The sequence below is a fragment of the Ktedonobacter sp. SOSP1-52 genome, from assembly GCF_016587395.1.
Map to the genome: position 1 here is coordinate 1901474 of NZ_BNJH01000001.1, position 23209 is coordinate 1924682.

Annotated in this window: 24 protein-coding genes and 3 pseudogenes; 16 read left to right on the plus strand and 11 right to left on the minus strand. The window is 54.4% G+C overall.

What is annotated here, in order from left to right:
* Nucleotides 1-472: 472 nt before the first annotated feature.
* Together JMJ16_RS08850 and JMJ16_RS08855 are read left to right on the plus strand one after the other, a co-directional pair.
* Nucleotides 473-1411: a metal ABC transporter solute-binding protein, Zn/Mn family gene (locus tag JMJ16_RS08850; RefSeq protein ID WP_201380411.1), complete on the plus strand. Its 939-nt coding sequence runs from the start codon at nt 473-475 to the stop codon at nt 1409-1411.
* 55 nt (nt 1412-1466) lie between these two features.
* Nucleotides 1467-2495 carry a metal ABC transporter ATP-binding protein gene (locus JMJ16_RS08855; RefSeq protein WP_201380413.1) on the plus strand — a complete coding sequence of 343 codons (1029 nt, stop codon included), beginning with the start codon at nt 1467-1469 and terminating at the stop codon, nt 2493-2495.
* Nucleotides 2496-2779: 284 nt separating this feature from the next.
* Here JMJ16_RS08855 and JMJ16_RS08860 read toward each other — a convergent pair whose 3' ends face one another.
* Nucleotides 2780-3112: a hypothetical protein gene (locus JMJ16_RS08860; protein WP_201380415.1), complete on the minus strand. Its 333-nt coding sequence runs from the start codon at nt 3110-3112 to the stop codon at nt 2780-2782.
* Between the two features lie 60 nt (nt 3113-3172).
* Here JMJ16_RS08860 and JMJ16_RS08865 point away from each other — a divergent pair, with 60 nt between their 5' ends.
* Nucleotides 3173-4636, plus strand: coding sequence for an IS66 family transposase (locus JMJ16_RS08865; RefSeq protein WP_201380424.1), 1464 nt, complete (start codon nt 3173-3175; stop codon nt 4634-4636).
* A 325-nt stretch (nt 4637-4961) separates the two neighbouring features.
* Entirely contained in the window at nt 4962-5561 is a 600-nt protein-coding gene (locus tag JMJ16_RS08870) for a dihydrofolate reductase family protein (protein ID WP_201380426.1), read from the plus strand.
* 298 nt (nt 5562-5859) lie between these two features.
* Here JMJ16_RS08870 and JMJ16_RS08875 read toward each other — a convergent pair whose 3' ends face one another.
* Nucleotides 5860-6402, minus strand: coding sequence for a hypothetical protein (locus tag JMJ16_RS08875; protein WP_201380428.1), 543 nt, complete (start codon nt 6400-6402; stop codon nt 5860-5862).
* 136 nt (nt 6403-6538) lie between these two features.
* Entirely contained in the window at nt 6539-6760 is a 222-nt protein-coding gene (locus tag JMJ16_RS08880) for a hypothetical protein (RefSeq protein ID WP_201382911.1), read from the minus strand.
* Between JMJ16_RS08880 and JMJ16_RS08885 the strand changes: the two genes are divergently transcribed.
* The 4 genes from JMJ16_RS08885 to JMJ16_RS08900 all read left to right on the plus strand — a co-directional run bounded on the left by JMJ16_RS08885 (nt 6749) and on the right by JMJ16_RS08900 (nt 9389).
* Entirely contained in the window at nt 6749-7759 is a 1011-nt protein-coding gene (locus JMJ16_RS08885; RefSeq protein WP_236601301.1) for a hypothetical protein, read from the plus strand. The two genes, JMJ16_RS08880 and JMJ16_RS08885, sit on opposite strands and share 12 nt — an antisense overlap.
* Nucleotides 7760-7803: 44 nt before the next feature.
* The gene (locus tag JMJ16_RS08890; protein ID WP_201380429.1) at nt 7804-8082 is read left to right on the plus strand and encodes a helix-turn-helix domain-containing protein; all 279 of its coding nucleotides are present in this window, start codon (nt 7804-7806) and stop codon (nt 8080-8082) included.
* Nucleotide 8083: 1 nt separating this feature from the next.
* Nucleotides 8084-8944: a transposase gene (locus JMJ16_RS08895; protein WP_201380431.1), complete on the plus strand. Its 861-nt coding sequence runs from the start codon at nt 8084-8086 to the stop codon at nt 8942-8944.
* Nucleotides 8945-9089: 145 nt separating this feature from the next.
* Nucleotides 9090-9389 carry a hypothetical protein gene (locus tag JMJ16_RS08900; RefSeq protein ID WP_201380433.1) on the plus strand — a complete coding sequence of 100 codons (300 nt, stop codon included), beginning with the start codon at nt 9090-9092 and terminating at the stop codon, nt 9387-9389.
* Nucleotides 9390-9435: 46 nt separating this feature from the next.
* Here the strand turns inward: JMJ16_RS08900 and JMJ16_RS08905 are convergent, their stop codons facing one another.
* From JMJ16_RS08905 to JMJ16_RS08915, 3 genes are all read right to left on the minus strand, one after another.
* Entirely contained in the window at nt 9436-10632 is a 1197-nt protein-coding gene (locus JMJ16_RS08905; RefSeq protein ID WP_201380434.1) for an acyltransferase family protein, read from the minus strand.
* A gap of 17 nt (nt 10633-10649) precedes the next feature.
* A complete protein-coding gene (locus JMJ16_RS08910) occupies nt 10650-11291 on the minus strand; it encodes a TetR/AcrR family transcriptional regulator (RefSeq protein WP_201380436.1) in 642 nt (213 codons plus the stop codon).
* Nucleotides 11292-11582: 291 nt separating this feature from the next.
* Nucleotides 11583-12260 (minus strand): DinB family protein, encoded by a 678-nt coding sequence (locus JMJ16_RS08915; RefSeq protein ID WP_236601550.1) that lies wholly within the window; start codon nt 12258-12260, stop codon nt 11583-11585.
* Between the two features lie 223 nt (nt 12261-12483).
* Between JMJ16_RS08915 and JMJ16_RS08920 the strand changes: the two are divergent.
* A pseudogene (locus tag JMJ16_RS08920) lies at nt 12484-13401 on the plus strand (IS5 family transposase).
* On the opposite strand, the gene JMJ16_RS08925 reads toward JMJ16_RS08920, so the two are convergent.
* A complete protein-coding gene (locus JMJ16_RS08925) occupies nt 13297-14019 on the minus strand; it encodes a Type 1 glutamine amidotransferase-like domain-containing protein (RefSeq protein ID WP_201380440.1) in 723 nt (240 codons plus the stop codon). The pseudogene JMJ16_RS08920 and the gene JMJ16_RS08925 sit on opposite strands and share 105 nt — an antisense overlap.
* Before the next feature lie 261 nt (nt 14020-14280).
* Nucleotides 14281-15042: a dienelactone hydrolase family protein gene (locus JMJ16_RS08930; protein ID WP_201380442.1), complete on the minus strand. Its 762-nt coding sequence runs from the start codon at nt 15040-15042 to the stop codon at nt 14281-14283.
* Nucleotides 15043-15445: 403 nt separating this feature from the next.
* On the opposite strand from JMJ16_RS08930, the gene JMJ16_RS08935 reads away from it, so the two are divergent.
* The 4 genes from JMJ16_RS08935 to JMJ16_RS08950 all read left to right on the plus strand — a co-directional run bounded on the left by JMJ16_RS08935 (nt 15446) and on the right by JMJ16_RS08950 (nt 18559).
* Nucleotides 15446-16045 carry a hypothetical protein gene (locus JMJ16_RS08935; RefSeq protein WP_201380444.1) on the plus strand — a complete coding sequence of 200 codons (600 nt, stop codon included), beginning with the start codon at nt 15446-15448 and terminating at the stop codon, nt 16043-16045.
* Nucleotides 16046-16121: 76 nt separating this feature from the next.
* Nucleotides 16122-16895, plus strand: coding sequence for a hypothetical protein (locus tag JMJ16_RS08940; protein ID WP_236601303.1), 774 nt, complete (start codon nt 16122-16124; stop codon nt 16893-16895).
* A gap of 202 nt (nt 16896-17097) precedes the next feature.
* Nucleotides 17098-17727: a DUF1326 domain-containing protein gene (locus JMJ16_RS08945; RefSeq protein ID WP_201380446.1), complete on the plus strand. Its 630-nt coding sequence runs from the start codon at nt 17098-17100 to the stop codon at nt 17725-17727.
* A 64-nt stretch (nt 17728-17791) separates the two neighbouring features.
* Nucleotides 17792-18559, plus strand: coding sequence for a DUF2182 domain-containing protein (locus JMJ16_RS08950; protein ID WP_201380448.1), 768 nt, complete (start codon nt 17792-17794; stop codon nt 18557-18559).
* Between the two features lie 246 nt (nt 18560-18805).
* Here JMJ16_RS08950 and JMJ16_RS56850 read toward each other — a convergent pair.
* The 3 genes and pseudogenes from JMJ16_RS56850 to JMJ16_RS08960 all read right to left on the minus strand — a co-directional run.
* Nucleotides 18806-18913, minus strand: a pseudogene (locus tag JMJ16_RS56850) (DNA-binding response regulator); the annotation flags it as partial.
* Nucleotides 18914-19235: 322 nt separating this feature from the next.
* The gene (locus tag JMJ16_RS08955) at nt 19236-20222 is read right to left on the minus strand and encodes an NAD(P)-dependent oxidoreductase (protein WP_201380451.1); all 987 of its coding nucleotides are present in this window, start codon (nt 20220-20222) and stop codon (nt 19236-19238) included.
* A gap of 72 nt (nt 20223-20294) precedes the next feature.
* Nucleotides 20295-20924, minus strand: a complete 630-nt coding sequence (locus JMJ16_RS08960) for an LUD domain-containing protein (protein ID WP_201380458.1) — start codon at nt 20922-20924, stop codon at nt 20295-20297.
* 199 nt (nt 20925-21123) lie between these two features.
* On the opposite strand from JMJ16_RS08960, the gene JMJ16_RS08965 reads away from it, so the two are divergent.
* From JMJ16_RS08965 to JMJ16_RS08975, 3 genes and pseudogenes are all read left to right on the plus strand, one after another.
* Entirely contained in the window at nt 21124-22011 is an 888-nt protein-coding gene (locus JMJ16_RS08965; protein WP_201380461.1) for a sigma-70 family RNA polymerase sigma factor, read from the plus strand.
* A 159-nt stretch (nt 22012-22170) separates the two neighbouring features.
* A pseudogene (locus JMJ16_RS56855) lies at nt 22171-22296 on the plus strand (amidase family protein); the annotation flags it as partial.
* A 336-nt stretch (nt 22297-22632) separates the two neighbouring features.
* The gene (locus tag JMJ16_RS08975; RefSeq protein WP_201380462.1) at nt 22633-22860 is read left to right on the plus strand and encodes a hypothetical protein; all 228 of its coding nucleotides are present in this window, start codon (nt 22633-22635) and stop codon (nt 22858-22860) included.
* Nucleotides 22861-23209: the final 349 nt, after the last annotated feature.

A 23209-nucleotide genomic window follows, 5' to 3' on the forward strand; every position in this document is an offset into this window, starting at 1 on the left:
GTGAAAGCACTGCCTTTCGCAACTGGGCAAGCCGAAACTCGTTGCGCATCACGTGGGAATATCGAGCGGAGGGAGAAAGAGGCAGAGTTACGGGTATCTGGGCCAGGCGTACATCCCACGGGTTGCGCAACGAGATTGCAGCAGCACACAGTTGGTAGAGTGCGAAACGGCTTCAGAAGCCATCTTGGCCACAGCGGTTGCCAGGGCAATGGGAAAACGGGGCCGATAAAAAGACCCTCCACGTTCTCCCTGTTTTCTCTCTTTCTCTCCTCCTCCCATCCGACATTTTCCAGACAGTTCTTTCTCAGTGAGATTGCCTCCTCTTATTATTGACACATAGTCTCATTATTGCTATTATTGAGATGGCGTATCGATACAGTGGGACGCATGCATGCTATCTCGACGGGTTTTCTGAATCTCCTCTTGATTTCCAGGCAGGAGGAGTCGGTATTTTTACAAGGAGGAACTTCTCATGTTCTCTTGGTTCTGTTCGTTGCCACGGGCAGCTTGCGGCTTGTTACTGCTCATCAGTTTCCTGTTGACGGCCTGTGGCACCACCTTTTCCTCGACCGCAACCAGTGGGAAGAGCAACGACCCCATTCAGGTGGTCGCAGCCGAAAACTTTTGGGGCAGCATCGCAGCCCAGGTGGGCGGCAGCCATGTGCATGTCACCAGCATTCTTGTCGATCCCAATGCTGATCCCCATAGTTACGAACCCACCGCAGCGGATGCGCGCACAGTAGCACAGGCCCAGTATGTGATCGTGAATGGAGCTGGATACGATCCCTGGGCCGACAAACTCTTGCAAGCGAACCCGGTGAGTGGTCGCAAAGAACTCAATGTGGGCGATTTCAATGGCAAGCACGAGGGAGATAACCCTCATATGTGGTATAACCCCGACTATGTAACTGCGGTCGCGAACAAAATCGGCGATGATTTGAAAGCGATTGATCCTGCCGATGCCAGCGCGTTTGACCAGTCGGCGCAGGCTTTTTTGACGACTGGCCTCAAACAGTATCACGACCTGATCGCGGCCATCAAGACGAAGTACAGCGGCACGCCGGTTGGGGCCACCGAGAGCCTCTTCTCCTATCTCGCGTCTGCTCTGGGCTTGAACCTGATTACGCCCTATTCGTATCTCAAAGCGGTCTCGGAGGGCACCGATATCTCCGCGGGAGATCAAGCGACGGTCGCGCAGCAGATCCGCCAGAAACAGATCAAGATCCTAGTCTACGACTCCCAGAATACGCCCAACAATATTCAGGCGCTGATTACGTTGGCACACAACAACAACATCCCGGTGGCAACCATTACCGAGACGTTGTCTCCGGCCACCGCGTCGTTTCAGCAGTGGCAGTCGGCGCAATTGCAAGGCATCGAGTCAGCGCTGGTACAGGCGACTGGCAAATGAGTATCGAGGGGCCAGCATGCGTTGGTCCCCTCTGTCAAAAGGAGGTGCAATGGTGATGACTGATTCGTTATCCCTCATTTCTTCTGCTCCCCCCGTTACGCGCCCGGAGCTGGTCATCCAAGTCAGCGATGCAGCGGTCACCCTGGGAGGGCGCACCATCTGGCAGGGAGTCGAGCTCACGGTCCAACCAGGAGAATTCCTGGCCATCCTGGGACCTAACGGCGCGGGCAAGTCCACCCTGCTCAAAGCGATCCTGGGACTGCAGCCGCTCTCTGCGGGGGGCATTTCGGTGCTGGGGAAACCCACGCGGCGCGGCAACGCAGCGATTGGCTACGTGCCCCAGCGGCGGCATTTTGAGGCCGATGTGCATGTCCGGGGACGCAGCATTGTGCAGCTCGGGTTGGATGGCAGAAACTTTGGCCTCACCGTGCCCTTTCTTCGGCCACACCGGGTGCGTGAGAACAAACGCTTGGTCGCCGAAGTGATCGAGCTCGTAGGGGCAACTGCGTATGCGGATCGACCCATTGGGGAACTGTCGGGCGGAGAACAGCAGCGCCTGCTGATCGCACAGGTGCTCGTGCGGCGACCGCGCATTCTGGCACTGGACGAGCCACTGGATAGCCTGGATCTGCGCAATCAGCAGGGGATTGCGAGCGTGATCCGGCATATCAGCCGAGAGACGGGGGCTGCGGTGTTGCTGGTAGCGCATGATATCAACCCAATTCTGCCCGCGGTGGATCGCGTCGTCTATGTGGCTCATGGGCAAGTCGCGATTGGCACGCCAGAAGCAGTGATTACCACCGAAACGCTCTCTCGTCTGTATGCCACACCCATAGAGGTCTTGCTGGCCGTGACGGTCAGTTTTGCCACGATGACAGTGGGTGCGCTCTTGGTGTTTGCCCTGCTTCTTTTGCCCGCCGCGATGGCTCATCAGCTCACCAGTCGCCCGTTTCAGGCGCTTGTTTTGGCTGCCGGGTTGGCAGTTGCACTCACTGGCTTGGGATTACCATCGGGTTTTATACCAGCTATCCAAGCAGTGTGTGCATCAGCCTGCTGGCGGTGGTGGGCTATGTTACTCTCGTAGGAGGCCAGCGGATGTGGCGAAAGCTCTTGTGAGGTACAGAGGGTCAGCTCATCGAAATCGGAAAATGGCCCACGAAGGTTTGGATACGCTGGCTCCTCCTCTCCCACGCGTCCCGCTCAAGATTTGTCGAAGTGATTCCAGCTCTTGAGTTATGATGAAACGCGAAAAACAACGCCAAGTAGTGAAGCCGCTTTTCAGGCTCATTTCTCAAGTCATCGAATGACCTCGATGAGAAGAAGTGAAGTGTGAGCGCATATGAAATGCTGATCAAGGATATGCCAATTTCACGCGTGTTTCTCTCCATTCTCGCAGATCGGAAGCAAGACATCATCCATGCTCGTCTTCTCACAGAGGACCTCGAGATGATAGCGCTGCGCTCCACGATAGCCCAGCAGGAAGTAGGAGGGCAGATCGGGAAACACCAGCAAGCTTCTCTCCATCTCCTGGCTCACCACCTCTATCTCTGGCTCCACGCGCTCCGCTGGCGAGGCAAACACATGCGTCTGCGGATTCTTTCGATCAACAATCGCCCCCGGATCCACCAACCCCAGATACCGCGCATGCTTTGAGGCTTGCAAGACCATCTCCCAGGCCTCATCCGTATTTGTATATAGCATGCCATTCGTAACTACTTAGGTCTCCTCAGGAGGGATAGACAAGGCTGATACACTACGAGCATGACAGAAGAAGCGAGCCAACTGAGAAAAGAAAACGCCGAACTCAAAGAAGAAGTGACGCGGAAAACTCAGCGCATTGAGGAGCTCGAAGGGCTGCTCATGAGTGCGCTGCTGCGGATTGAAGAGTTAGAGCGACGGTTGGCCAAAGATAGCCACAACAGTCACAAGCCGCCGTCGAGTGACGGCTTCAAACGCCACGGAAAGCCACATGCAGCGAGCAGCAAGCTGAACGGTGGGCAAGCAGGTCACCCTGGACACGCGCTCCAGCAGGTGGTGAACCCCGATGAGGTGATCATCCATCGACCAAATCATTGCGAGGTGTGCCACTGCGATCTGGGAGAGGTTGCCGGGCAGGTGAAGGAACGCCGACAAATCCATGAGATCCCCGTGCTGCGTCTCTTGGTGACGGAACATCAGGTGGAAGTCATCAGGTGTCCAGTGTGTCAACATCAGAGCGTTGGAAGCTTTCCCATGGGAGTGAATGCACCCGCTGGCTATGGACCGCGCGTGCATTCACTCGGGGTGTACTTGTCGCAGTACCAATTGCTGCCGATGGATCGCATCGGCGAACTCTTTCTTGATCTGCTCTCCTGGAGGATCTCGGAGGGGATGCTGGCCAACTGGATCCAGGAGGCAGCTCGCACGCTTAGCCCAACAATACTGCGGATCAAAGAGTTGTTGCTGGCACAGAGGCTGGATCATGTGGATGAAACGGGCGGGCGAGTCAAAGGGCTGTTGCATTGGTTTCATGTCAATGCCACGAGGTGGTTGACCCTCTACCACTGGCACCGTAACCGGGGACAGAAAGCAATGGATGCGATTGGCATCTTGCCGCAGTATTCGGGAAGAGCGATGCATGATCGTTTGAGCAGCTACGATCACTACGTATGTGAGCATAGCATCTGTGGGGCCCACCTCTTACGGGATTGCTTGCTGATCGCCGAACGTGACCACCAACCCTGGGCGCGAGAGATGCACGATTTGCTGCGACGCATCGCAGAGACGACTGCTCGTTTTCGTGCCATGGGTGCCCGCGTGCTTCCTCAAGCGGAACGTGACTTCTTGGTGCTCCAGTATTTTGAGATCCTCCGACAGGGCTTTGCCGCCCAGCAGACCCTTGCTTCCCCGCCGAGTAAGCCGGTTCCCAAGAAACCTGGGCGGCGCAAACAAGCGGAGGCGAAAAATCTTCTGGATGCTCTTCTGGCAAGGGCTGAACAGGTGCTTGCTTTCCTGGACGAATTGACTCTGCCTTTTAGCAACAACCTTGCGGAACGCGATTTACGGATGATCAAAGTCCAACAAAAGATTTCTGGAACCTTTCGCAGTAGCGAAGGGGCTACGGCTTTCTGTGTCATTCGCAGTTATCTTTCGACCATGAGAAAGCAAGGCCGCTCCATGCTGGCCGCCATGGCAGCAGTCTTTGAAGGGACTCCTTTTCCCATTGCCTGGGAACCAGGCACCTGAGTAGTTATCTCCTCGCCGCAAATATGGAGATTCTCCCAGAACTGGTGCTGAAGGAGGAGTTCCCCAGGAGAAGTATTCAACTGCCCAAGCGGTCCTGATTTTCTGCTCTCATGGTATGAGAATGAGCTCTGGGCTATGAAACAGGTCCTCCAGTCGCGATCTGACGAAGCATCGGAGAGCAAGCTGGAAGAAGTTTTTCCCGTGGACGCGTGATAAGCTAGAGGCTAGGCCTTCTCAAAAACATGTAGGGGGCTGATAGATATGCAAATGTTCTCGCTCCACCGGGATTTGAGGGCTGTAACTGTCACCGATAGGAGAAAATCGCATGAATAAAGTTACCTGCTCAATTGCAATGTCATTAGATGCTTTCGTTGCAGGACCCAACCAGAGTTTTGAAAAACCTTTTGGGGACATCCCTGAAAATTTACTCCACCACTGGATGTTCGATGAGCCAGAAAAACACCAGGCTGAATTGGATGCATTGCAAGATGCGGGTGCGTTCATTATGGGGAGCAACATGTTTGGCCCAAAAGAAAAGCGAGGGAGCACCGACTGGAAGGGCTGGTGGGGAGAGAATCCACCCTACCATGCGCCTGTCTTTGTTTTGTCTCAAAATCGGAGAGACCCTATTGCTATGGAGGGTAGCACCACATTCTTCTTCATTGCAGACGGTATTGAAGCAGCGCTGTCGCGAGCAAAAGAAGTGGCCGGGGAGAGACCTATTGCGATAGCCGGCGGCGCAAATACGATCAATCAATATTTGTCGGCCGGACTTATTGATGAGTTGTGGCTCCACATAGTCCCCGTCACCATAGGTTCTGGAGCACGCCTCTTTGAGGGGGTTCCCGATCTCGAACTTGAACCTGTTGAAATAAGCGGCACACAATTGGTAACTCATATCAGGTATCGTGTTGTGAAGAAATAGGTAACTTCCCAGTCGTAACTACTCAAGTCCCTTTCCAAGCTCGCCTGAGGCGAGCTTGGAAAGGGACTTGAGTAGTTACAGTGGAAGAAAGAACACGGGTGGCGATGACTCGCGTGCTCCTCGCTCGTCTAGGACGCAAGAACTGACCGGCTCCTACACATACACAGCTTTGCAACATACACACGTCTATTTCCATATTGCTGAACACGAGGAGTGCGGATGAGCCCACTCAGTTGACACTATCTTTTGTTAGGTTTTACTTGCTTGGTTAGCTCCGCTGGTTAAAACGCAAGCTTAGTCACACATCTCCTCCGTCTCCTCCTGCCAGGTATGTGCAATTCGGTCTTCTGGTAACGAGATCGTACTTGTCGCGGTCAAATGTCCAAAAATGGATATAGTTAAGAGCGATCGTGTTCTCTTTGAACCATGCCAGCTGACGCATAACCATCCTTACGGCTCGTCGCTCAATCAGTTTGCTCTCACCCCAGTCTTCACGTGAGAAGAGTGCGAACTGAGCCTGATTTAAAAGCGTGAGCCTGACGCTTGCCTCTTCGTGTAGACAGCCTTCAAATATCGTTGGGTCGAGGCGTTCAAACGCTGGCACCCAGGGCGTGACATTTCGCCCATCCTCGGTCATCTGTCCAGGCATCCACCACAGAGTGGGAGATGGAAAGCCATAGGGAAGCGGTTTCAATCGATGCTCTGGAAACGCAGGGTGTGCGGTGAAAAAAGGCTGGGCGAGTTGCCCGGCTTCTCTTCTATCATGAGCATAGTTGAGCGTATAGAGATAATGGCGCTCATTGCTTGCTCTCATATGCCAGAGCGTGAGAACATTTCTCATACTGTTCCTCCCCCCATCGAAAACACGGTGGAAGGAGGGCCTCGCTCACCGGCCTGATGTGACGATTCGGATCTATGAGGCGGACAACCATCTGTTCTTCCCCGGCACAGGTCCGTCCACGCCGGCAGAATACGACCTAGCGCAACACGTCGATCCAGCCGTTGTTGCTGACATCGCCACCTGGCTGAGACCACATCCAGGGATGCTCGCTCGCTTCGTTTCCAGAGTCCTTCGCTTCAAGCGGTGATGAGACGACATGAGTTCTCCCTCGGTCACGATCCAGATCACACCGGACTCGAAGCCCGCTATACCCTCCTGGATGTGTGAAGTGGCGGCGTTTGCGCACGTGTTCACGCATACAGGTATGCTCAAAACCATCCAGGAGCAGGTGCGCTTCGCCCGTGCACGCTTTGGTCAGTACGATCTCATCGATTTTGTCGCCGTGCTGATCGGCTATATTCTTTCGGGCGAAACGACCTTGCTGGCTTTTTACGAACGGCTCGCTCCGTTCGCTAGCGTATTCATGGCACTGTTCGGGCGAGACCAGTTGCCCCATCGCTCGACGCTGTCCCGCTTTCTTGCCGCTCTTGATCGGCCCACAGAGGAAGCCTTGCGCACACTCTTTCAAAAGGATCTGCTTGCGCGGAATCCCTTTTCTTCTTCTGGGGGTCTGTGCGATCGGACGGGAAAGCAGTGGCTGGTCGTCGATGTCGATGGGACCAGGCAAGCCGCTCGGCAACGCGCACTTCCTCAGACGGACGCCTTACCACCTCCTCATCGGCGTTTCGATCTGGTGTGTGCCCCAGGGTATCAAGGACGCAAGCGTGGAGAAGTCGTCCGTACCAGAACGGTTGTGCTTCAGGCGCATACGCATCAATTGCTCGGTACGTTTGGTGGGTCTGGCAATGGGGATTATCGTGGTGAGTTACGACAGGCGATAGGGGTAATCAAGAACTACGCGACAGAACTTGGGCTTCCCACCACTTCGGCGCTGCTTCGTCTGGACGGCCTCTATGGCGGCGCCGCTCCGCTCATCGATGTCCTCACGGCTGGCCTTGGTATGATCGCCAGAAGTCGTGCCTACCACCTGCTCGATCTGGACATGGTCAAGCAGACGCTTGCCCGCACTTCGGATCATATGTGTACCCATCCAGAAAGTGGGATGACGCGGACCCTCTACGATTGTGCGTCCGTTCCCTTGACACCAACTGGCCCCGAGGTGCGCCTGGTGATCGCTACCCACGCCATCACCTCCTCTCCCGCTGACGTTGGGGTGGAGCGAGACGGCATTGCCGACCATACGGAATATCACGCTAAGTGCTTAGTACAGGCCATCACAAATTCACTCCGGGTTTGACGAGGTGAAGAAAGAGAGGTAAACTGAGCTTGGAGGTGCGAAGCATGCGAGGCCCCAAGCCCACCAATAAGATAGAGTTGACTCCTGATGAGAGCGAGCGATTGCGACGACTCGTGCGTGCACACAGTACGCCACAGGCCATGGCAGTGCGTGCCCATATCATCTTAAGCGCTCATGAACATCCTCACTGGAGCAATCAGCAAATCGCCCAAGCTCATGGAACCAGTGATCGTCAGGTACGTAAATGGCGTCAGCGTTGGGTCGTCACTCATTGTTTAGCCGACGCGCCCCGCAAAGGCGCGCCCAGGCGTTTTTCCCCCTGACGTGCGTGCACAAGCCACAGCGATTGCTTGCAGCTTGCCGCAGAGAAAAGAGGTCCCGCTCGCACGCTGGAGTCGGAGCGAGTTGGCACGCTTTGTCGCAGCGTCTCCCGAGTTGCCGGCCGTCTCGGCCAGCACGATTGGCTGCTGGCTCAAGGCGGAACGTCTCCGACCGTGGCGCTACCATGCCTGGCAGCATATCCAGAATCCTCAGCTGTTTCTGCAACGGGCAAGTCCCGTTCTCAGGCTCTATGAACAGGCATCGGCGTTGCTGAGAGAAGGAACCTGGCTCGTGTGCGTGGATGAGAAAACATCCATCCAGGCACGCGAAGCGGAACAGGCTCCACAAGCAGCCATTGCAGGGCATGTCGCACAGCAATCGCCTCGTTACCATTGCCGTGGGATGCGACATCTGATGGCAGGCCTTTCCGTCGCTGATGGCTTGGTCTTTGGGCAGTGCAGCACACGCAAACGTTTCGTCGATTTCCGTGTGCTCTTGCAAGAAGTCCTCATTCCCCAAGCACAGCGGCGGAAGGTTCAGAAGGTCATCTTGATCTTGGATAACGGACCGACGCACGCTCCCAAACAGCTTGCGCGTTGGCTTGAGGAACAAACCATCGCTTTGCATGACGAGTTGACCCTTGAGGTGATGTGGTTGCCCGTGAATGCCTCCTGGCTCGATCAGATTGAGGTCTGGTTCAGTATCTTGCAACGCAAGCTCTTGCAACCAAACCATTTTCTCAGCACTGATGCCTTAGAGCAGGCGATCTCGGATTTCATCGCCTACTACAACCAGACAGCCAAACCCATCAAGTGGTCCTATACCATCGAGAAGCTGGAGCGCAAACTCGGAGCACACTTGTGATTGTCTATACTTAGGAAAGGGAGTGCAGGCAGAATGTTCGCAATATCTGCCAAATCCGCTGTGGCCTCTATTGTCAGATGGAAGAAGCACATGTTCATGCCCATGCGGAAGTAACAACGTCCCCTCTGGAGAAAGGATCGTAGTTATGGCGCGAGACCTTCCCATCGCCAACACGCACGCTCAATCCCCATCCATCCACAAAGGGAACGTTCGTCAGGACATCTGGATCGAACTGGCCGCCATTGTCTGGATGGTGATTGAGGCAAGTGTTGCCATCAGCACTGGTGTTGCTACACGAAGCGTGTCATTGCAAGGCTTTGGCATTGACAGTATCGTCGAACTGATTGCAGGTAGTATTCTGCTCTGGCGCTTGCTCGTAGAGCAATGCGGAGGTGCTGTCGAACAGATTGAGCAGGCTGATTCGGCAATGGGGAAATCAATCTGAATAGTTTTACCTATGAAAAAAGTTTTTTGCTGCTTCTAGCACTTTTTTATAATATTTTGTGCGGCAAGGGGATTTTGCGAAGAACGTAACCAGCGAAGAAGCATAATGGTACAGCGATGAGAACCACCAGCGCAAATTTGAGCAAGGAATACAACTCGATAGTGCGAGCAGCATATGCCAGTGGAACAATGATCAGAGGATGGATCAGGTAGACTGTGTAGGCGCTGGCCGATAGCGCCTTTCCCATCCTTCCCTGGGTATTAAGATGCTTGCGAAACAACGCTAACAGCCCGATGCACAACCCCACACAGACAACCGACTCCCACAGCGCGTATATCAATGCCTGCCAATGCCATCCTCCCTCGAAGAGGTCTGCGTGGCCTACGGCTCCCAGCGCAATGATCATGATGGGAAACGAGAGCATCGCTCCAATGGCTATCCTCAGCCAAACTCTTCCCAGCACATCGGGAAGACGCAGGAACCAGTTGCGACGATAGGCCATGAGGCCGATGACAAACAGGCTGATATATTGTGCAAATTCAGCCAATTGGAAGCCGAATATCATATAGGAATTGAGTGGCCACCAGAAACGCACCACAAAGGTAACGACCGTCAAGGCCAGAACAAACAGGAGAATACTTCGGAAGGTCAGCGGATGGCTCTCGGTCCTGAGCCAGCTTTCCCGCTGCCTGGTGAGCCAGCGCCCCAGAGCATACAGCACAGAGAAATATAGTAGTGCTAAGATAAACCAGGAAGGCCCATCACCGATCATCTGCCCCTTGAGCAGGAAGGCACTGTAAAAACTCCAATAGGATTGGTGTATGCCACCGGCCATATAGATGACAAGAGGATCAAGCACCAGATCATAGATCAACAACGGGATGCCCAGACGTAAGCATCTCTCCCACAGAAAGGTGCGTCCGCCTTTGCGGTCGTAAGATCTAGGGGTAAAGTAACCAGAGAGCAGAAAGAAGAAACCCATGAAAAACGCTTGATCAATGGCGATCAGGATACTCAGGACGACCGTTGCCAGCATATCCTTGTTCGGATCTTGATAATACCACGCCCCAAGAGCACCATAGGTGATCGCCAGATGATGCACAATGACCAGGGCAGTAAGCGACACACGCAGGTTGTCAACGAAGAAGATACGCGTCTCCTTGGGTGCTTTCAACGACGCATTGAGGGCCTGAGTTGCCGCATGCTCACCGTGAGAAGTAGCTCGTTCAACTTGTGATGACATGTTTGATCCTTTTTTACTCAAAGAGCTGAGGGAGCGAAGAATGGTTTTTGTGGTTCCTTAAACAAGGAGGCAGGGAAGCCATGCTTCATGACGTGCAACACACGATCTGCCATGAGGTCTGGACCTGGTTCGTCCTGTTCATCCCACCAGCAGTGGAAGGCTCGGTCCATCAGGCCTTCAAGTAGTGCAGCGAGCAAGGGAATCTCCTCTTCAGAGAACGGAGAAAGGTCGACTACCTGCTCAAGGAAACGCATGAACATCTCCACAAGCATTCCTGGCCCACCAGATCGTGCCGCTACTCCTTCTCCTGTCCTCTCAATACGAAGAATATCGCGTTGCGCGTACACCTGATGAAAAATGGCACGAACGACCACAGGCAGGGAAGGATTGTCCTCGTGCGCTATCTCCTCCCTCACTTGCTGGCGTATGGCTTCAAGTCCTTCTGTCAGAACGGTATTGAAGATTGCCTCTTTATCGCGGAAATGCAGGTAAAAGGTACCAACACCAACCGCAGCAGTTTCGGTAATTTCAGTGATCGTGGCGTCATGATAGCCACGGATCGCAAACACTTTGCGGGCCGCCACTAGAAGGTTAGCACGAGTGCGAGCCCGTCTTCTCGCCCCTCTGGGCTGTTTCACTTGCTGGCTTTCCTGTTCCATGCTCTATCCATTTCTGAAACTGAAATCACTTTCAGAAATGAATAGTACCCCATCAACTGGTATCTGTCAAGAGGAAGATGAACATATTCAATCATTGACCTCAAATTGAAAGGAGGGCTTCCACCAAATGTATGCCAGGCATTCAGGTCATTTGCGAGAAACTTCTCAGAAGCGGTCGTTTCATAAGCCTTGAAAACGAACGTTATCTAAAGCTCAAAACGAGATTACGCTCAGATGTCATCTGAGCGTAATCTCGTTTTGAGCTTTAGATAACTTTAGCCGTGGGGAGTGTCACACGCCCTGACGAAATCCTTCCTCAATCCAGGTAATGTGCGTGGCTGCATGCCCCGCTCTCCCGGCAAACAAGTCACCGGCGGCCTGGTCACCAATGACAGTGGGCACCGGAGTGGCCAGCTGATCATTGGTGAACTGTTGCAGGAGGCCCAATGTTTCCTGCCGCGCCGCCAGGTAATCCGCTGCCACCGTCTCCATACTGTCGTCATGGTGCTCGTTCACGTAGGTTTGATTGACACTGGCGACGGCCATCCCCAGCCGCTCCACCTCCTCCGGAGTCAGCTCGCTCAGATTGCCCGGAGTGCCCGGCATTTCCATTCCCGCCGGGTATTGAAGGCGTAATAGAACGTCTCGAGTATCGCCGGCGAGTGTACGGCGCAGCAATCGCTGGATGTTGCGCTCGCTTTTCACCAGGTGAGCAAAATGATCCTTGGCGCGCCACGGAGCTGCTCCGGGAACTTCACTCGCCGTTGCCGGGCGCTCCAGGTCTTCCGGGCTCAACCCTTGAAAAAACGCCATGACCTGGGTCTGCGATGCCGCAAGTGTGTCCAAAATCTCTGCACGAGTTGGCATGATTACCCTCCTAGAAACCAGTGGGAAGCACAAGACGTGTCCAGACGACAACCACCAGTGTGGCTCCGCGCGTCGAGCAGCACCTCCTCGGAAGGATAGCATGCGAACCCACAAAAAACTTCTTCGATCTTGCTCTTCTTTCCACACTGGGCTATCTCAACCCAGTATCCAGCAGGCTCCCAGAATCGGTCGTTTTTTGGCACTTCTTGATCAGCTTTTTAAGCACGCTCTCGCAGTATCTCCACGAGCGCGGTCTTGCGGTTGAGGCAGTCTCAGACCGTGTTTTGTTAATCGCAGAGATGGTCTCACACGATAAACTGGAAGGATGAGTACAAGTTATCCCAGTAATCTGTCTGACGTGGAGTGGGAGTGCCTGTAGCGCTACCTCCCTCTCCAGTCCAAACGAGGCAGGCCACCCGCCCACTCCCTGCTTGCCATTTTTAATGCCATCTTTTACGTTTTGCGCACTGGTTGCCCATGGCGTTACCTGCCAACCAACTTTCCGCCATGGCAAACGGTCGTTTATCACTTCCGGCGCCTGCGCCTCAAAGGGACCTGGACGCTTTTGCTGCGGGCGTTGCACCAGGCTGAACGAGAACGACAAGGAAGGCATCCTGACCCAAGTGCCGCCAGCATGGATTCCCAAAGCGTGAAAACGGTTGAGGAGTCGTCTGGGATCTGTGGCTACGATGCCCACAAACACATCAAAGGGAGAAAACGGCATCTCCTCGTGGATACGCTGGGTATCCCTATTTCCATCTACGTAACCCCTGCCGATACGCATGATACCAAGGGGCTCGTTGTCTCCTTGCAGGGCTCAAGTTCTTCGTGCCGCGTCTGAAAAAGATTTGGGCAGATGCGGCCTATCGGGGGCAGGAGTTCGCTGAATGGTGTCAATCCACAGGAGATTGGGAACGGGCGCGTCGTGGAACGTCCATCAGGCACCCGCGGTTTCAGCGTGGTGCCTCGTCGATGGGTCGTGGAGCGAACATTCAGTTGGATTTCTTGTAACAGAAGAATGAGTAAGGATTACGAGCGAAAAGTGCAAACGAGTGAAACACTGATCCCGCGTGGCGATGATTCGGTTGCTCCTCGCTCGTTTGGCGCGGCATCTACGAACCCGCTCCCAAACTCCCCATTAAGGCGTAAACCGTTTCCAATGGCCTTCGGAGACCACTTCGACTGCTCCGTCGAGCACTTTGATGGCGGTCTGATCGTCGATCGCGTACGTTGGCATGGGTAGCCTCGCGGCCCACTTCTCTGCGTTGGCCAGGGAAGCGTCCGGGTGATCCTCGTGATCCAGGTGTGGAATCAACGCAAAGTCAACCAGTCCCACTCCCTGAGCCGTGACCAAGATCCTGCTGATTTCTCCCTGGGGTGTGGCGAACACGATGTCTTCCGACGTGAGCGCTTCACCGCTGCCCCTGCGCGGATCATGGTAGGTCTCGCCGAAGGTGGCCGCCGCCGCCATGCTCCCGGCGCTCACCCCCACGTAGACCGTCTTGCGCAGCAGAGAGGGCAACAGGTCGGCCAGTCCCGACTGTCGCATCCAGTGGCACAGATACAGGGGATCGCCGCCGCCAACCAGCAGGGTGTCCGTCTCCTTAAGCATTGGGACCCAACAGTCCTCTTGGATACTGGGCAGAGCGGTGAGCTCCAGCACGCCCAACGACTTCCATCCCAATTCGCACAAGGGGCCGCGGATCAGCCGCCAGGCCATGGCAGCACCGCCAGGGAAGGGGTAGATCGCGGTGGGAATGTAGAGAGCGCTGGACTCGGTAATCGGTTTGCCCAACAGATCAACCAGAGCGTTGCGAATGCTGTCGTTTTTGATGCCAGCCGAGGTGAGAAGCAATTTCATGATGGTTTCCTTTCCAATCCATGAAGAGCGCGACGCGTCTTTTCCGATCATGCTCTTTGAGACTGAAGCAGAACGGCTCCAGAACGTAAAGACTGCGTTTCTCCCAACTTGAGTCGTCTGCTCTTGCTGTCAGTCTTGAGACAAAGGTCTTCCGCTCCCCAATTGCATGCAAGACATTCTACCATCTTACAAAGCAAAAACTTCTTCTATCTTGCTCTTTTGCCCATGCAGAATTACCGCCGCGCATTCCAAAACACGGTCTTAGTGATGGGTTGCGATAAAGTTCTGAATCTGCTTCCAGGCATCCGCAGAGATGGCTGCATACTCGCTGGCAAGTTGATCAAAGAAGCCATGAGGAGCACCCTCATACACGATGATGTGATTCTCCAGGCCCCTTGCGTTGAGTCTCGTTTCGAGCGTCCGCACAGTTTCTACTGGAATGTTCTGATCCGCGCTTCCAAACAAGCCAAGCACGGGACACGTTATGTTCTTGACCTGATCCAACATGGCTCCTGCTTCAGGAAAGACCATAGGCAGACCCCCATAGAAGGAAATAACCCCAGCAAGCTCAAATGCTTGCTGCGTACCAGACAAGAATGAGAAGGCCCCACCTATGCAAAAGCCAACTGGAAAGGTCGCTTCTCCCTTGTTCCCTTGTTCGCGTAAATAGTCAAGCGCGGCTCTCACGTCCAAGAAGAAGGTTTTCAGTTGCATGTGTTGGATGTGTGGCATCCATTCAAACCCATCCTGACGTGAGGTCACCCCTGCTGTACGTCCAAAATAATCAAGGGCAAGAGCCGGGAGACCAATCTCGGCGAAACGCAGAGCCAATTCTTTGTAAAACTGATGCAAGCCACGAACATCAGGATAAATGATCACCTGACCTTTTGCCAGTGCTTCAGGACGAGCAAAATAGGCAGCAAAATGATTGCCATCAGCAGCTGTCAAGACGATATCTTCACCATGGGCCTTGCCAGTAGCCCTCGCTGGCAGCGGAGGGCGAGCGCTGTCATCATAACACATGACTTCTTTTCTCCTTCTCAACAAATTGAGCGATGGTAACATCTGTGATCAAGACAGAGGGGGACACATACCGGCACTTGACCTGTCAATTTCTGAAGATATTGGTCGCAGCGAATGCAGAGGGAGTGAGCAAGCGTGGTTCAGACCAAGATAGGAGGAAATGTGAGGAGTTAGCTGCAGTCTTGAGACAACCGCACAAAAGCTACCCCTTTCCAAGGAAAGGGAGACCCCGCGTTGTCTATTCCATCAGCAAGCTTCAAGGGCCAGTTTGACATTTTCCCTCTCTGATTTTACCACATATTGCGAGTTGGTATGAGCAGCGCCGAGAACGGGGTCTGCCGCGCACTTTACGACTGTCCGGATCAGCGCCTGGGCGAGAACGGTCCCCCTCGTTCGCGTCATCATGGCGACCCATCCAGCCCCCGTCAAGAAGAAAAAGAAACGGCAAGTCGGGCTCATCCGTGATGGAGTCGTGTATGAACTCTTCTGGACCAATCTGCCTCAGAGCACCTTTACCGCCTCCGATGTGGTGTCCCTCTACCTGCACCGCCGTTCCTTTGAAACAGCCCTGGAGGACGAAGATGAGGAGGTTGATCCCGACCGCTGGTGTTCTCACTCGGCCTGGGGACAGGAAGCCTGGCAGATCGTCGCCCAGTGGACCTGGAACCTGCGCCTGGAGTTGGGACATCAGTTGGCACCGGAACCGGTGCGCACCACGGAATTTGCGCCTGCTCTTCCATCGCCGAACGAGCATACGCCCATACCCCTGGCCTCCCCTCCCGTCTCGGGGTATGCTCCTCCTGCCATCGCGACATGCTGGAAAACTGGTCGCTTTACTGGGATCGACTTTCCCCTCCAACCGGATGGGACGCTGCGTTGCCCTGCTGGGAGCACGCTCCTCCCGCATGAGCACCGCCGAGAAGCGGATGGGGAGCTTGCGCGTGGTCTATGGTGCCAGCATTCGCAGTTGCCGTCCCTGTCCGTTGCGCGAGCAGTGCCATAAGACGTTTCAGGAGATTTCTGTTTCTCTGGGTGAGCAGGTGGTTGTGTGGCAAGAACGGCGCCTGTTGATCTAGTCTATGGCTGCCACAAAAGCAGCACAGATCCACTTGCAAGAACGACTCCAGAAAGCTGAGCACGCCCTGGTGGAACTGGCCGTCCGCAAACAAGGCAAACCTCGGCTGACGGAGCGCGCGCAGGTCAACGAGCAGATTGAGGCCATCCTGAAGCAGTTTCGGGTGGAAGGCTTGTTGCACGTGCAGGTCCAGGAAGAGGAAAGCGAGCAATCTGTTCGGGCATACCGGGGGCGGTTGTCTCCTCCTCGCCGGCATTGGAGCTTCCAAGTGAGAGTGGAGCGAGAGACCACTGCCATTGATCAGGCGATGGGCCAGCTTGGCTGGAGGATATATGCAACGAATCAGCTGGCCAGTTCCCTTGGACTCTCACAATCCGTCGAAGCGTATCGCGATGAATACCTGGTCGAACGCAACTTCGGCCTCCTCAAAGGTCGCCCGCTATCGTTGGCATCCCTGTATGTGCAACGCGATGATCACCGCATTGGTTTGGTTCGGCTGCTCACCATCGCTTTGCGCGTGTTGACCGTGCTGGAAGGAGTGGTTCGCCAACATCTCAGTCAGCAGCAAGAAGTGCTGGTGGGTCTGTTTGCGGGCAATCCCAAACGACAAACTGCTCAGCCGACGACAGAGCGCTTGTTAGAAGCCTTTGGTGAGATCACTGTGACCATCGTTTCGGCTCCAGGTTTCACACAGCGGCATGTCACGCCTCTTTCACCTCTTCAGCAGCAGATTTTAGCCCTTTGTGGCTTTTCTCCTGCTGTTTATCTTGGCCATTGAGTATCCACTCATACTCAATGGCCGATTGCAGGGCGCTGGGTTTGAATGGATATCTTATGCTAATAGGAGAAGAGCCAGAGTATCTTTTCTGGAGGCTGGAAGCGTCAGTATATAGCCAACGTCGCAGCAGAAAGAATCAGCCTATGATTATTCATGGTGAGAGATTTTACAGTGATCCGAGTCCTACCTCTGGAGGTAACACATGGCTTCAACTCAAACCCGCTGGCAGATCGCGGGTGATTACTTCGAGAATTGTAACTGTGATGTAGTGTGTCCTTGTCTCTTTTCGCCAAATGCACCCTTGACTTCGCAGCCGACAGCCGGTGCGTGTGAGATCGCTTTGGGTTTCCATATTGATCAGGGGAGCTATGGTAGTGCCACGCTTAATGGCTTGAATGTTGCTATGATCGTGCGTACACCAGGGCCAATGGCTGAAGGCAACTGGTCTGTGGCCCTCTATCTCGATGAGCTAGCAGATGAACAGCAGCGTCAAGCCCTTCAAGCCATCTTCACAGGGTCGGTTGGGGGGCCATTTGCTGCTCTTGCACCTCTCATCTCCACGGTACTTGGTGTAAAAACCGCGCCGATCACTTTCCGCAAAGAGGGCAAGAGTCGTTCGGTCGAGATTCCCAGTATCATGCAGTTGGCGGTCCACGCTGTTCCAAGCATAAATCCTGACGAAGAGATCTGGGCGAAAAATGCGCATTTCATCGCCCCCAGTGTTGCCCTGGCAGTTGGTGACGAAAAGAGCACGTGGGAAGACTACGGCATGCGCTGGGATAATGCTGGCAAAAATGCTCACTACGCACCAATCAACTGGTCCAGCACGTAGCTTTTGCTCACTTTCACTGAAGGCGACATCGCTTGGTTCTATCAGGTAGAGAAAGAGACCCTCCATGGATAGTGCTAACGTGTCACGGCAACGAAAGTTGATTTTGGGTTTGCTCCTTATCCTGGCCGTCGCTTCGTGGGCGCTGCTCATCTGGCAATCAGCCACTATGAACAGTCAAGCCATGGGAATGGGCCTGACGATGGGAATGAGCGCAGTGCTATTCATCGCGATCTGGGTGGTGATGATGATCGCGATGATGTTTCCCACAGCAGCCCCAATGATCCTCATGTTTACAGCAGTATACGCAGGCAAAAGGCAAAAGTCTCAAGCCTTTGTCCCAACCTGGGTCTTCGTCAGTGCCTATCTGTTCACCTGGACGCTGTTTGGGGTAGTGGCCTATCCTCTCGCCCTGGGAGCTGAGCGATTGACTGGGCAATCCACATGGCTCATGACTAATGCCCCCCGTATTGGTGGTGCCTTGCTGGTGGTAGCAGGACTCTATCAACTGTCGCCGCTCAAGCACGTTTGCTTGGCGAAATGTCGTACCCCTTTACAATTCATCTTGAGTTCCTGGTGTGATGGATATGGTGGTGCCTTCCGTATGGGGTTCGTTCACGGGGCCTACTGTCTCGGGTGCTGCTGGCTCCTGTTTGTGATCCTCTTTCCTCTTGGCATCATGAATATCGGGGTGATGGCACTCTTGACAGCGCTCATCTTTGCCGAGAAGTCGGTTCCTCTCGGTCGCCAGATCAGCCAGATCACGGGAATAGTGCTGATCTTATATGGGGTGCTAGTGGTACTGGTGCCTGCTGCACTCCCAACGGGAATGTAGGGAGAAGAGGGAGTGAGGTAAGATGTCATCAATGTGGGAGCGAGTTCAGCGGACTGTGCCCTGGCAGCATGTTTGCGGGTATTGTCAAAAAAGAATATTTCAAGCCTCTCTCCGCCCTGTCACCTTTTCCTCTTCCTAACTCACCAATAAATTTCATTTCGACGAATAAGTTGACAATGCCATCTCTTGAGAGTCGCTATCGATTTATACACTTGATCTCGTAAACTGCTCGCTGCTGGTCATCACTCATGTATCAACTGATAACAAATTCTGTTCCAGAGCAACCGCAACTGCGGCAACGCGAGAGTCGACACCAAGCTTTGTATAAATAGAGGAGAGATTGGTATTTACCGTTGTCCCACGTTTCGGCCTGCTTCCAAGTCCATGCAGAGTTTTCCTTGGGAGTGGTTTGGTTTTCGTATGCTACAAGGAAAACTCTTCCTTTTCACCTCCTTTCATGAGAATTGGAAAGCCCTGCATACTAGAGGACCTCTCTTGTACTTCTATTTCTTTTTCTGCTATCATTGCGGCGTGGATGAAGCGATTGTTTCTCAGACATGAAGTGGCGTCCTTTCTGTACTGGTCTCGGCTTTTGTCATTAATTTCCAGCCCTCGTATGCATTGGGAACGACCGGTTTCTAACCGGCCAGCTCCCGGAAAAGGTGATTAGGGTAGTTTATGGCCTTTCTTCCGCTTTGCTCATACTCTGTTGCTGGTCGAGCACAAGAAGCGCCTGTTGGATGCCCTGCCGATAGGTTGGGGCAACCACTGGTTTCCACCCGAGCTCACGCACCGCCTTCGCGTTGGAGACGCGCATGGAGGTCGCGAAGAAGTCGGTCGCCAAGGGGGCGAGTGGACGCATCATCCAGCCTGGGAGGGAAAAGGGCCTGGGGAGGTGCGCCTGCTGGCATAGAAACGCGAAGAAGTCTGTATTGTGTACCGGTTCATCATCGACGATGTTATACGCTTCTCCTGCCTTACCCCGTTCGAGGGCCGCGACCGTGGCGGCTGCCGCATCTTCCAGGTAAATCCAGGACGTGATCGCACGGCCCCCATCAGGCAGAGGAAGGCTTCGGTGGCGCAGGGCCCCCAGGAGAGGGGCGAGAGATGCTGCCCCATAAAAGTATCCATAGCGCAGCGATATCCCCTCGATCCAGCCTGCTTGGGCCGCCTCCCAAATCTGCCGCTCCAATGAGCGGAACCCGGCCACGTGCCGTTCAAGTTGGGGAGAGCTTCCAGCAGGTGCGAACGGAGCGTCCTCAGTGAGAATCTTTTTGCCCCAGTCCCCGTAGCCATAGCCCAGCGTCATCGACTCGGCAACGAACCTGCGTGCTCCTACCTGCCTGGCGGCAGCGAGCAGATTCCTGGTTCCCACATCGCGCAGCGCGTTGGTGGCATACATATCCTGATGACGCAGAGGCGTCTTCTTGAGCGCGGTCAGCGCATGAATCACCGCGTCAGCTTGCACCCCCGAAACCGCTCTGAGCAGATCGTCGCGATCCATCACATTTGCCTGGATCGGGTGAGCGCCAAGGTGAGAGAGGTGATCCATACTCTCAGGGGAACGGGCTAACCCCAAAACGTCGTGTCCTGCCGCGATGAGGGCACGGGTCAAAGGGGTGCCCAGAGCTCCACTCGCTCCAGCAATCAGCACTTTCATCATAGCCTCCTAGCTACGAAACGCTCTCAATAAACATGTATACTTTCTGGCATGTTGCTTGCGTTCCCAGATCTCCTAGAAGCCAAGCTGCTGCTTGACCAGGACCATCGTGATACGACCAGGCTCGTGCTCTGCATTGATGGTCAGCAGTTTATTGATGGCGCTGGCCTGGCCATATACTTGCTGGGCACGTTCATTTTCTAAGGGAAGGCTATATTCGCGGATGCGGCTGAGTCCATCTTCCAGTGTGCGCACGAGCTTTTGCGTACCAACGACCCAGATCACCGTGCTCGCGCCAAAAACGGCGGCCCCTAACTGGCTGCCAGATGCTGATGCAATGAGCACCTCGCCCTGTTCAGTGATTGCCTGGACGCTTCCCACCAGGACATCGGGAGCTGAGACCAGTGTGCGCATCTCGCGGTGCTGTGTCGCCCGATCAAGCGTCGATAACCGAGCGCGCACCGCTTGAAAGCGGTTTGCGTGTTCGATCTGCTCTGTCAGGCCAATCACCTCAAGGGTACGCGAGGGCGAATCATAGACCTGCGCGCCATTGGGGATCAGGTCAAGCACATACGTTCTTGCTTCTTCGCCGGTCTCAAAGACAACAACGCGTATACCGTGCGCTTGCAGTGCCTGGACGGTCTTCTCGATCTGCTTCTCTGATGCCAGTTGCGTGAATTCAGAATGTGAGAGATTGGTAGTCATTAGGATTGTTTTCCCTTTCTTGTCTTTTCTATAGTGTCACATCCGTGGGGTTTCCTTTGTCATAAGAATGACAAAACAAAACGAGGAAATGTGACCGATGCGAGAGGCACACAAGTGGCTGCATCTCTTCCGTTCCGATTGCATCGGCCAGATTCCCTTCGTTATACCTATGACAAACCGAAACGAGGAAATGTGACCAATGATAGTGACACACAACTGGCGGGCGGAGCAATTTGAGGCGGAGCGTCCTCGCCTGCGAGCGATGGCCTACCGCATGCTTGGCTCCCTCGCCGAGGCAGAGGATGCCGTCCAGGAGACCTGGCTACATCTCTTCAGTGCCGATACAAGTACCGTCTCGAACCTGGGCGGGTGGCTGACGACGGTAGTGGCGCGCGTCTGCCTCAACATGCTGTATGCGCGCAAGTCGCGGCGCGAGGAGTCTCTGGAAGCGTCTGTGTCTATGCCTATTATCAGCCGCGAGGGCGGAATTGATCCAGAGGAAGAAGCTGAGCTTGCCGATGCGGTGGGTCTGGCGCTGCTGGTAGTCCTGGACACGCTTGCTCCCGCTGAGCGCCTCGCCTTTGTCCTGCACGATATCTTCGCTGTACCCTTCGATGAGATTGCTCCCCTTGTGGAACGTTCGCCGATGACGACCAGGCAGCTTGCCAGCCGTGCCCGTCGCCGCGTGCGAGGGTCGGGACTGGTGAAAGACGCTGATCTAGCCTCCCAACGAGAAGTCGTTAATGCCTTCCTCGCCGCCTCGCGCGAAGGTTCCTTCGACGCACTCCTGGCAGTGCTCGACCCAGATATCGTGTTCCGTGCCGACTACGTAGCCGTCTCCCGAGGCGCGGTAAGGGAGGTTTGTGGCGCACAGGCCGTCGCCAGGGGAGCTAGGCAACTCCTGGAACGCATCCCGTTCGCGCAACTGGTGCTCGTGGACGGTGCGGTGGGAATCGTTCTTGCCCCGCGAGGGCGGCTCCTGCTCCTCCTGCGTCTCACCATCAGGGATGGCAAGATCGTCGCCGTCGATGCGGTCGTCGATCCTGCCATCCTGCACCAGTTGCGCCTTGCGGTCCTGCCCGGCTGACGAGTCACAGGTGGCTGCCAGCAATCATCTGTTCATTCATGTGAGGTGTGGAAGCGAGACAAAGAGGAAGACGATTGACTTGTCCAGGATGGCTATCGCTGGGTTTTTCTTCGGAAAAGATTGAGGTAAAAGGAAGCGTCTGGAGAATAATTAAGACACGAGGCGGGCGCGCTCGTACTCGCCAAGACAATTACCACGGAGTTCGCATCTGATGAACCAGGGCCAACGCGTAACCCGCACCATCTTGAGCATACTCCTGGAGGATCGAGTAGTGGATCTGCGGCAGATGAATGTGCCCTGGTCATATATGGGGATGTCTGTGCTGTCACTGCCAGCAGGGAGGGCAATGAATGGCTTATCATTGGCAGTACAGGTTGTCGCGCTAGCTATGGCGGATGAGAAGCTCCTGGCGTGGGCAGAGCCAATGGCTGGAGTACTGGTAGACACGCCTGGTAGGAAAACGTTCGTGCAAGATGGGAATGTGTAAATCGTGTTGGTTGAAGCCGAAATGCGCAAAGACCTATGATATGAAGAGACAGAACCAGGAGGAGGAACGCTGCTCTGAAAACATTACTTAGATCTCTTGCTTTCACCTGGGGAACGACCGCCGCCGAGAGAGCGATGTTGTTTCCGTGCGATCACTATCTGAACCCATATGATGCGGCCTATTTTCGTGCTGTGTCAGTGCAAGCACCAGCCTCTATGATCTTTCGCTGGCTCTGTCAATTGCGTGTGGCGCCCTACAGCTACGACTGGATCGATAACGGTGGCCAGCGTAGTCCTCGCGAACTCATCCCAGGGCTGGACCAGCTACAAGTTGAACAAGAGTTGATACATAAGAGCAGCTGACAAGAGGAAATACCAGGGTTCATGACGGGATTTCTCATAGACATTGTAGTCTGGGTTATATGTAAAGGCTCAATACTATGGAGAGAAGAAATATCGCTAGTTTGTTGCCTCGGGGAATCACGCCGGATTTCGAGTGAATATCCTGAGCAATATGAGCTCAATTGGTCACTCTTTGATGGGCTTCAAATGGACCAAAATCCGCTCAAGGTGCGAGCAAGAATGCAAAAATTTGAATTACACTCCTGGGAGGTGCGGGAAACACGCGATTGACAGGATGGGGCTAGCAAGCATATACTTGAAGGACAGACATTCCTCTGATCTTATACCACTATAAAGGAGATTGTGATGC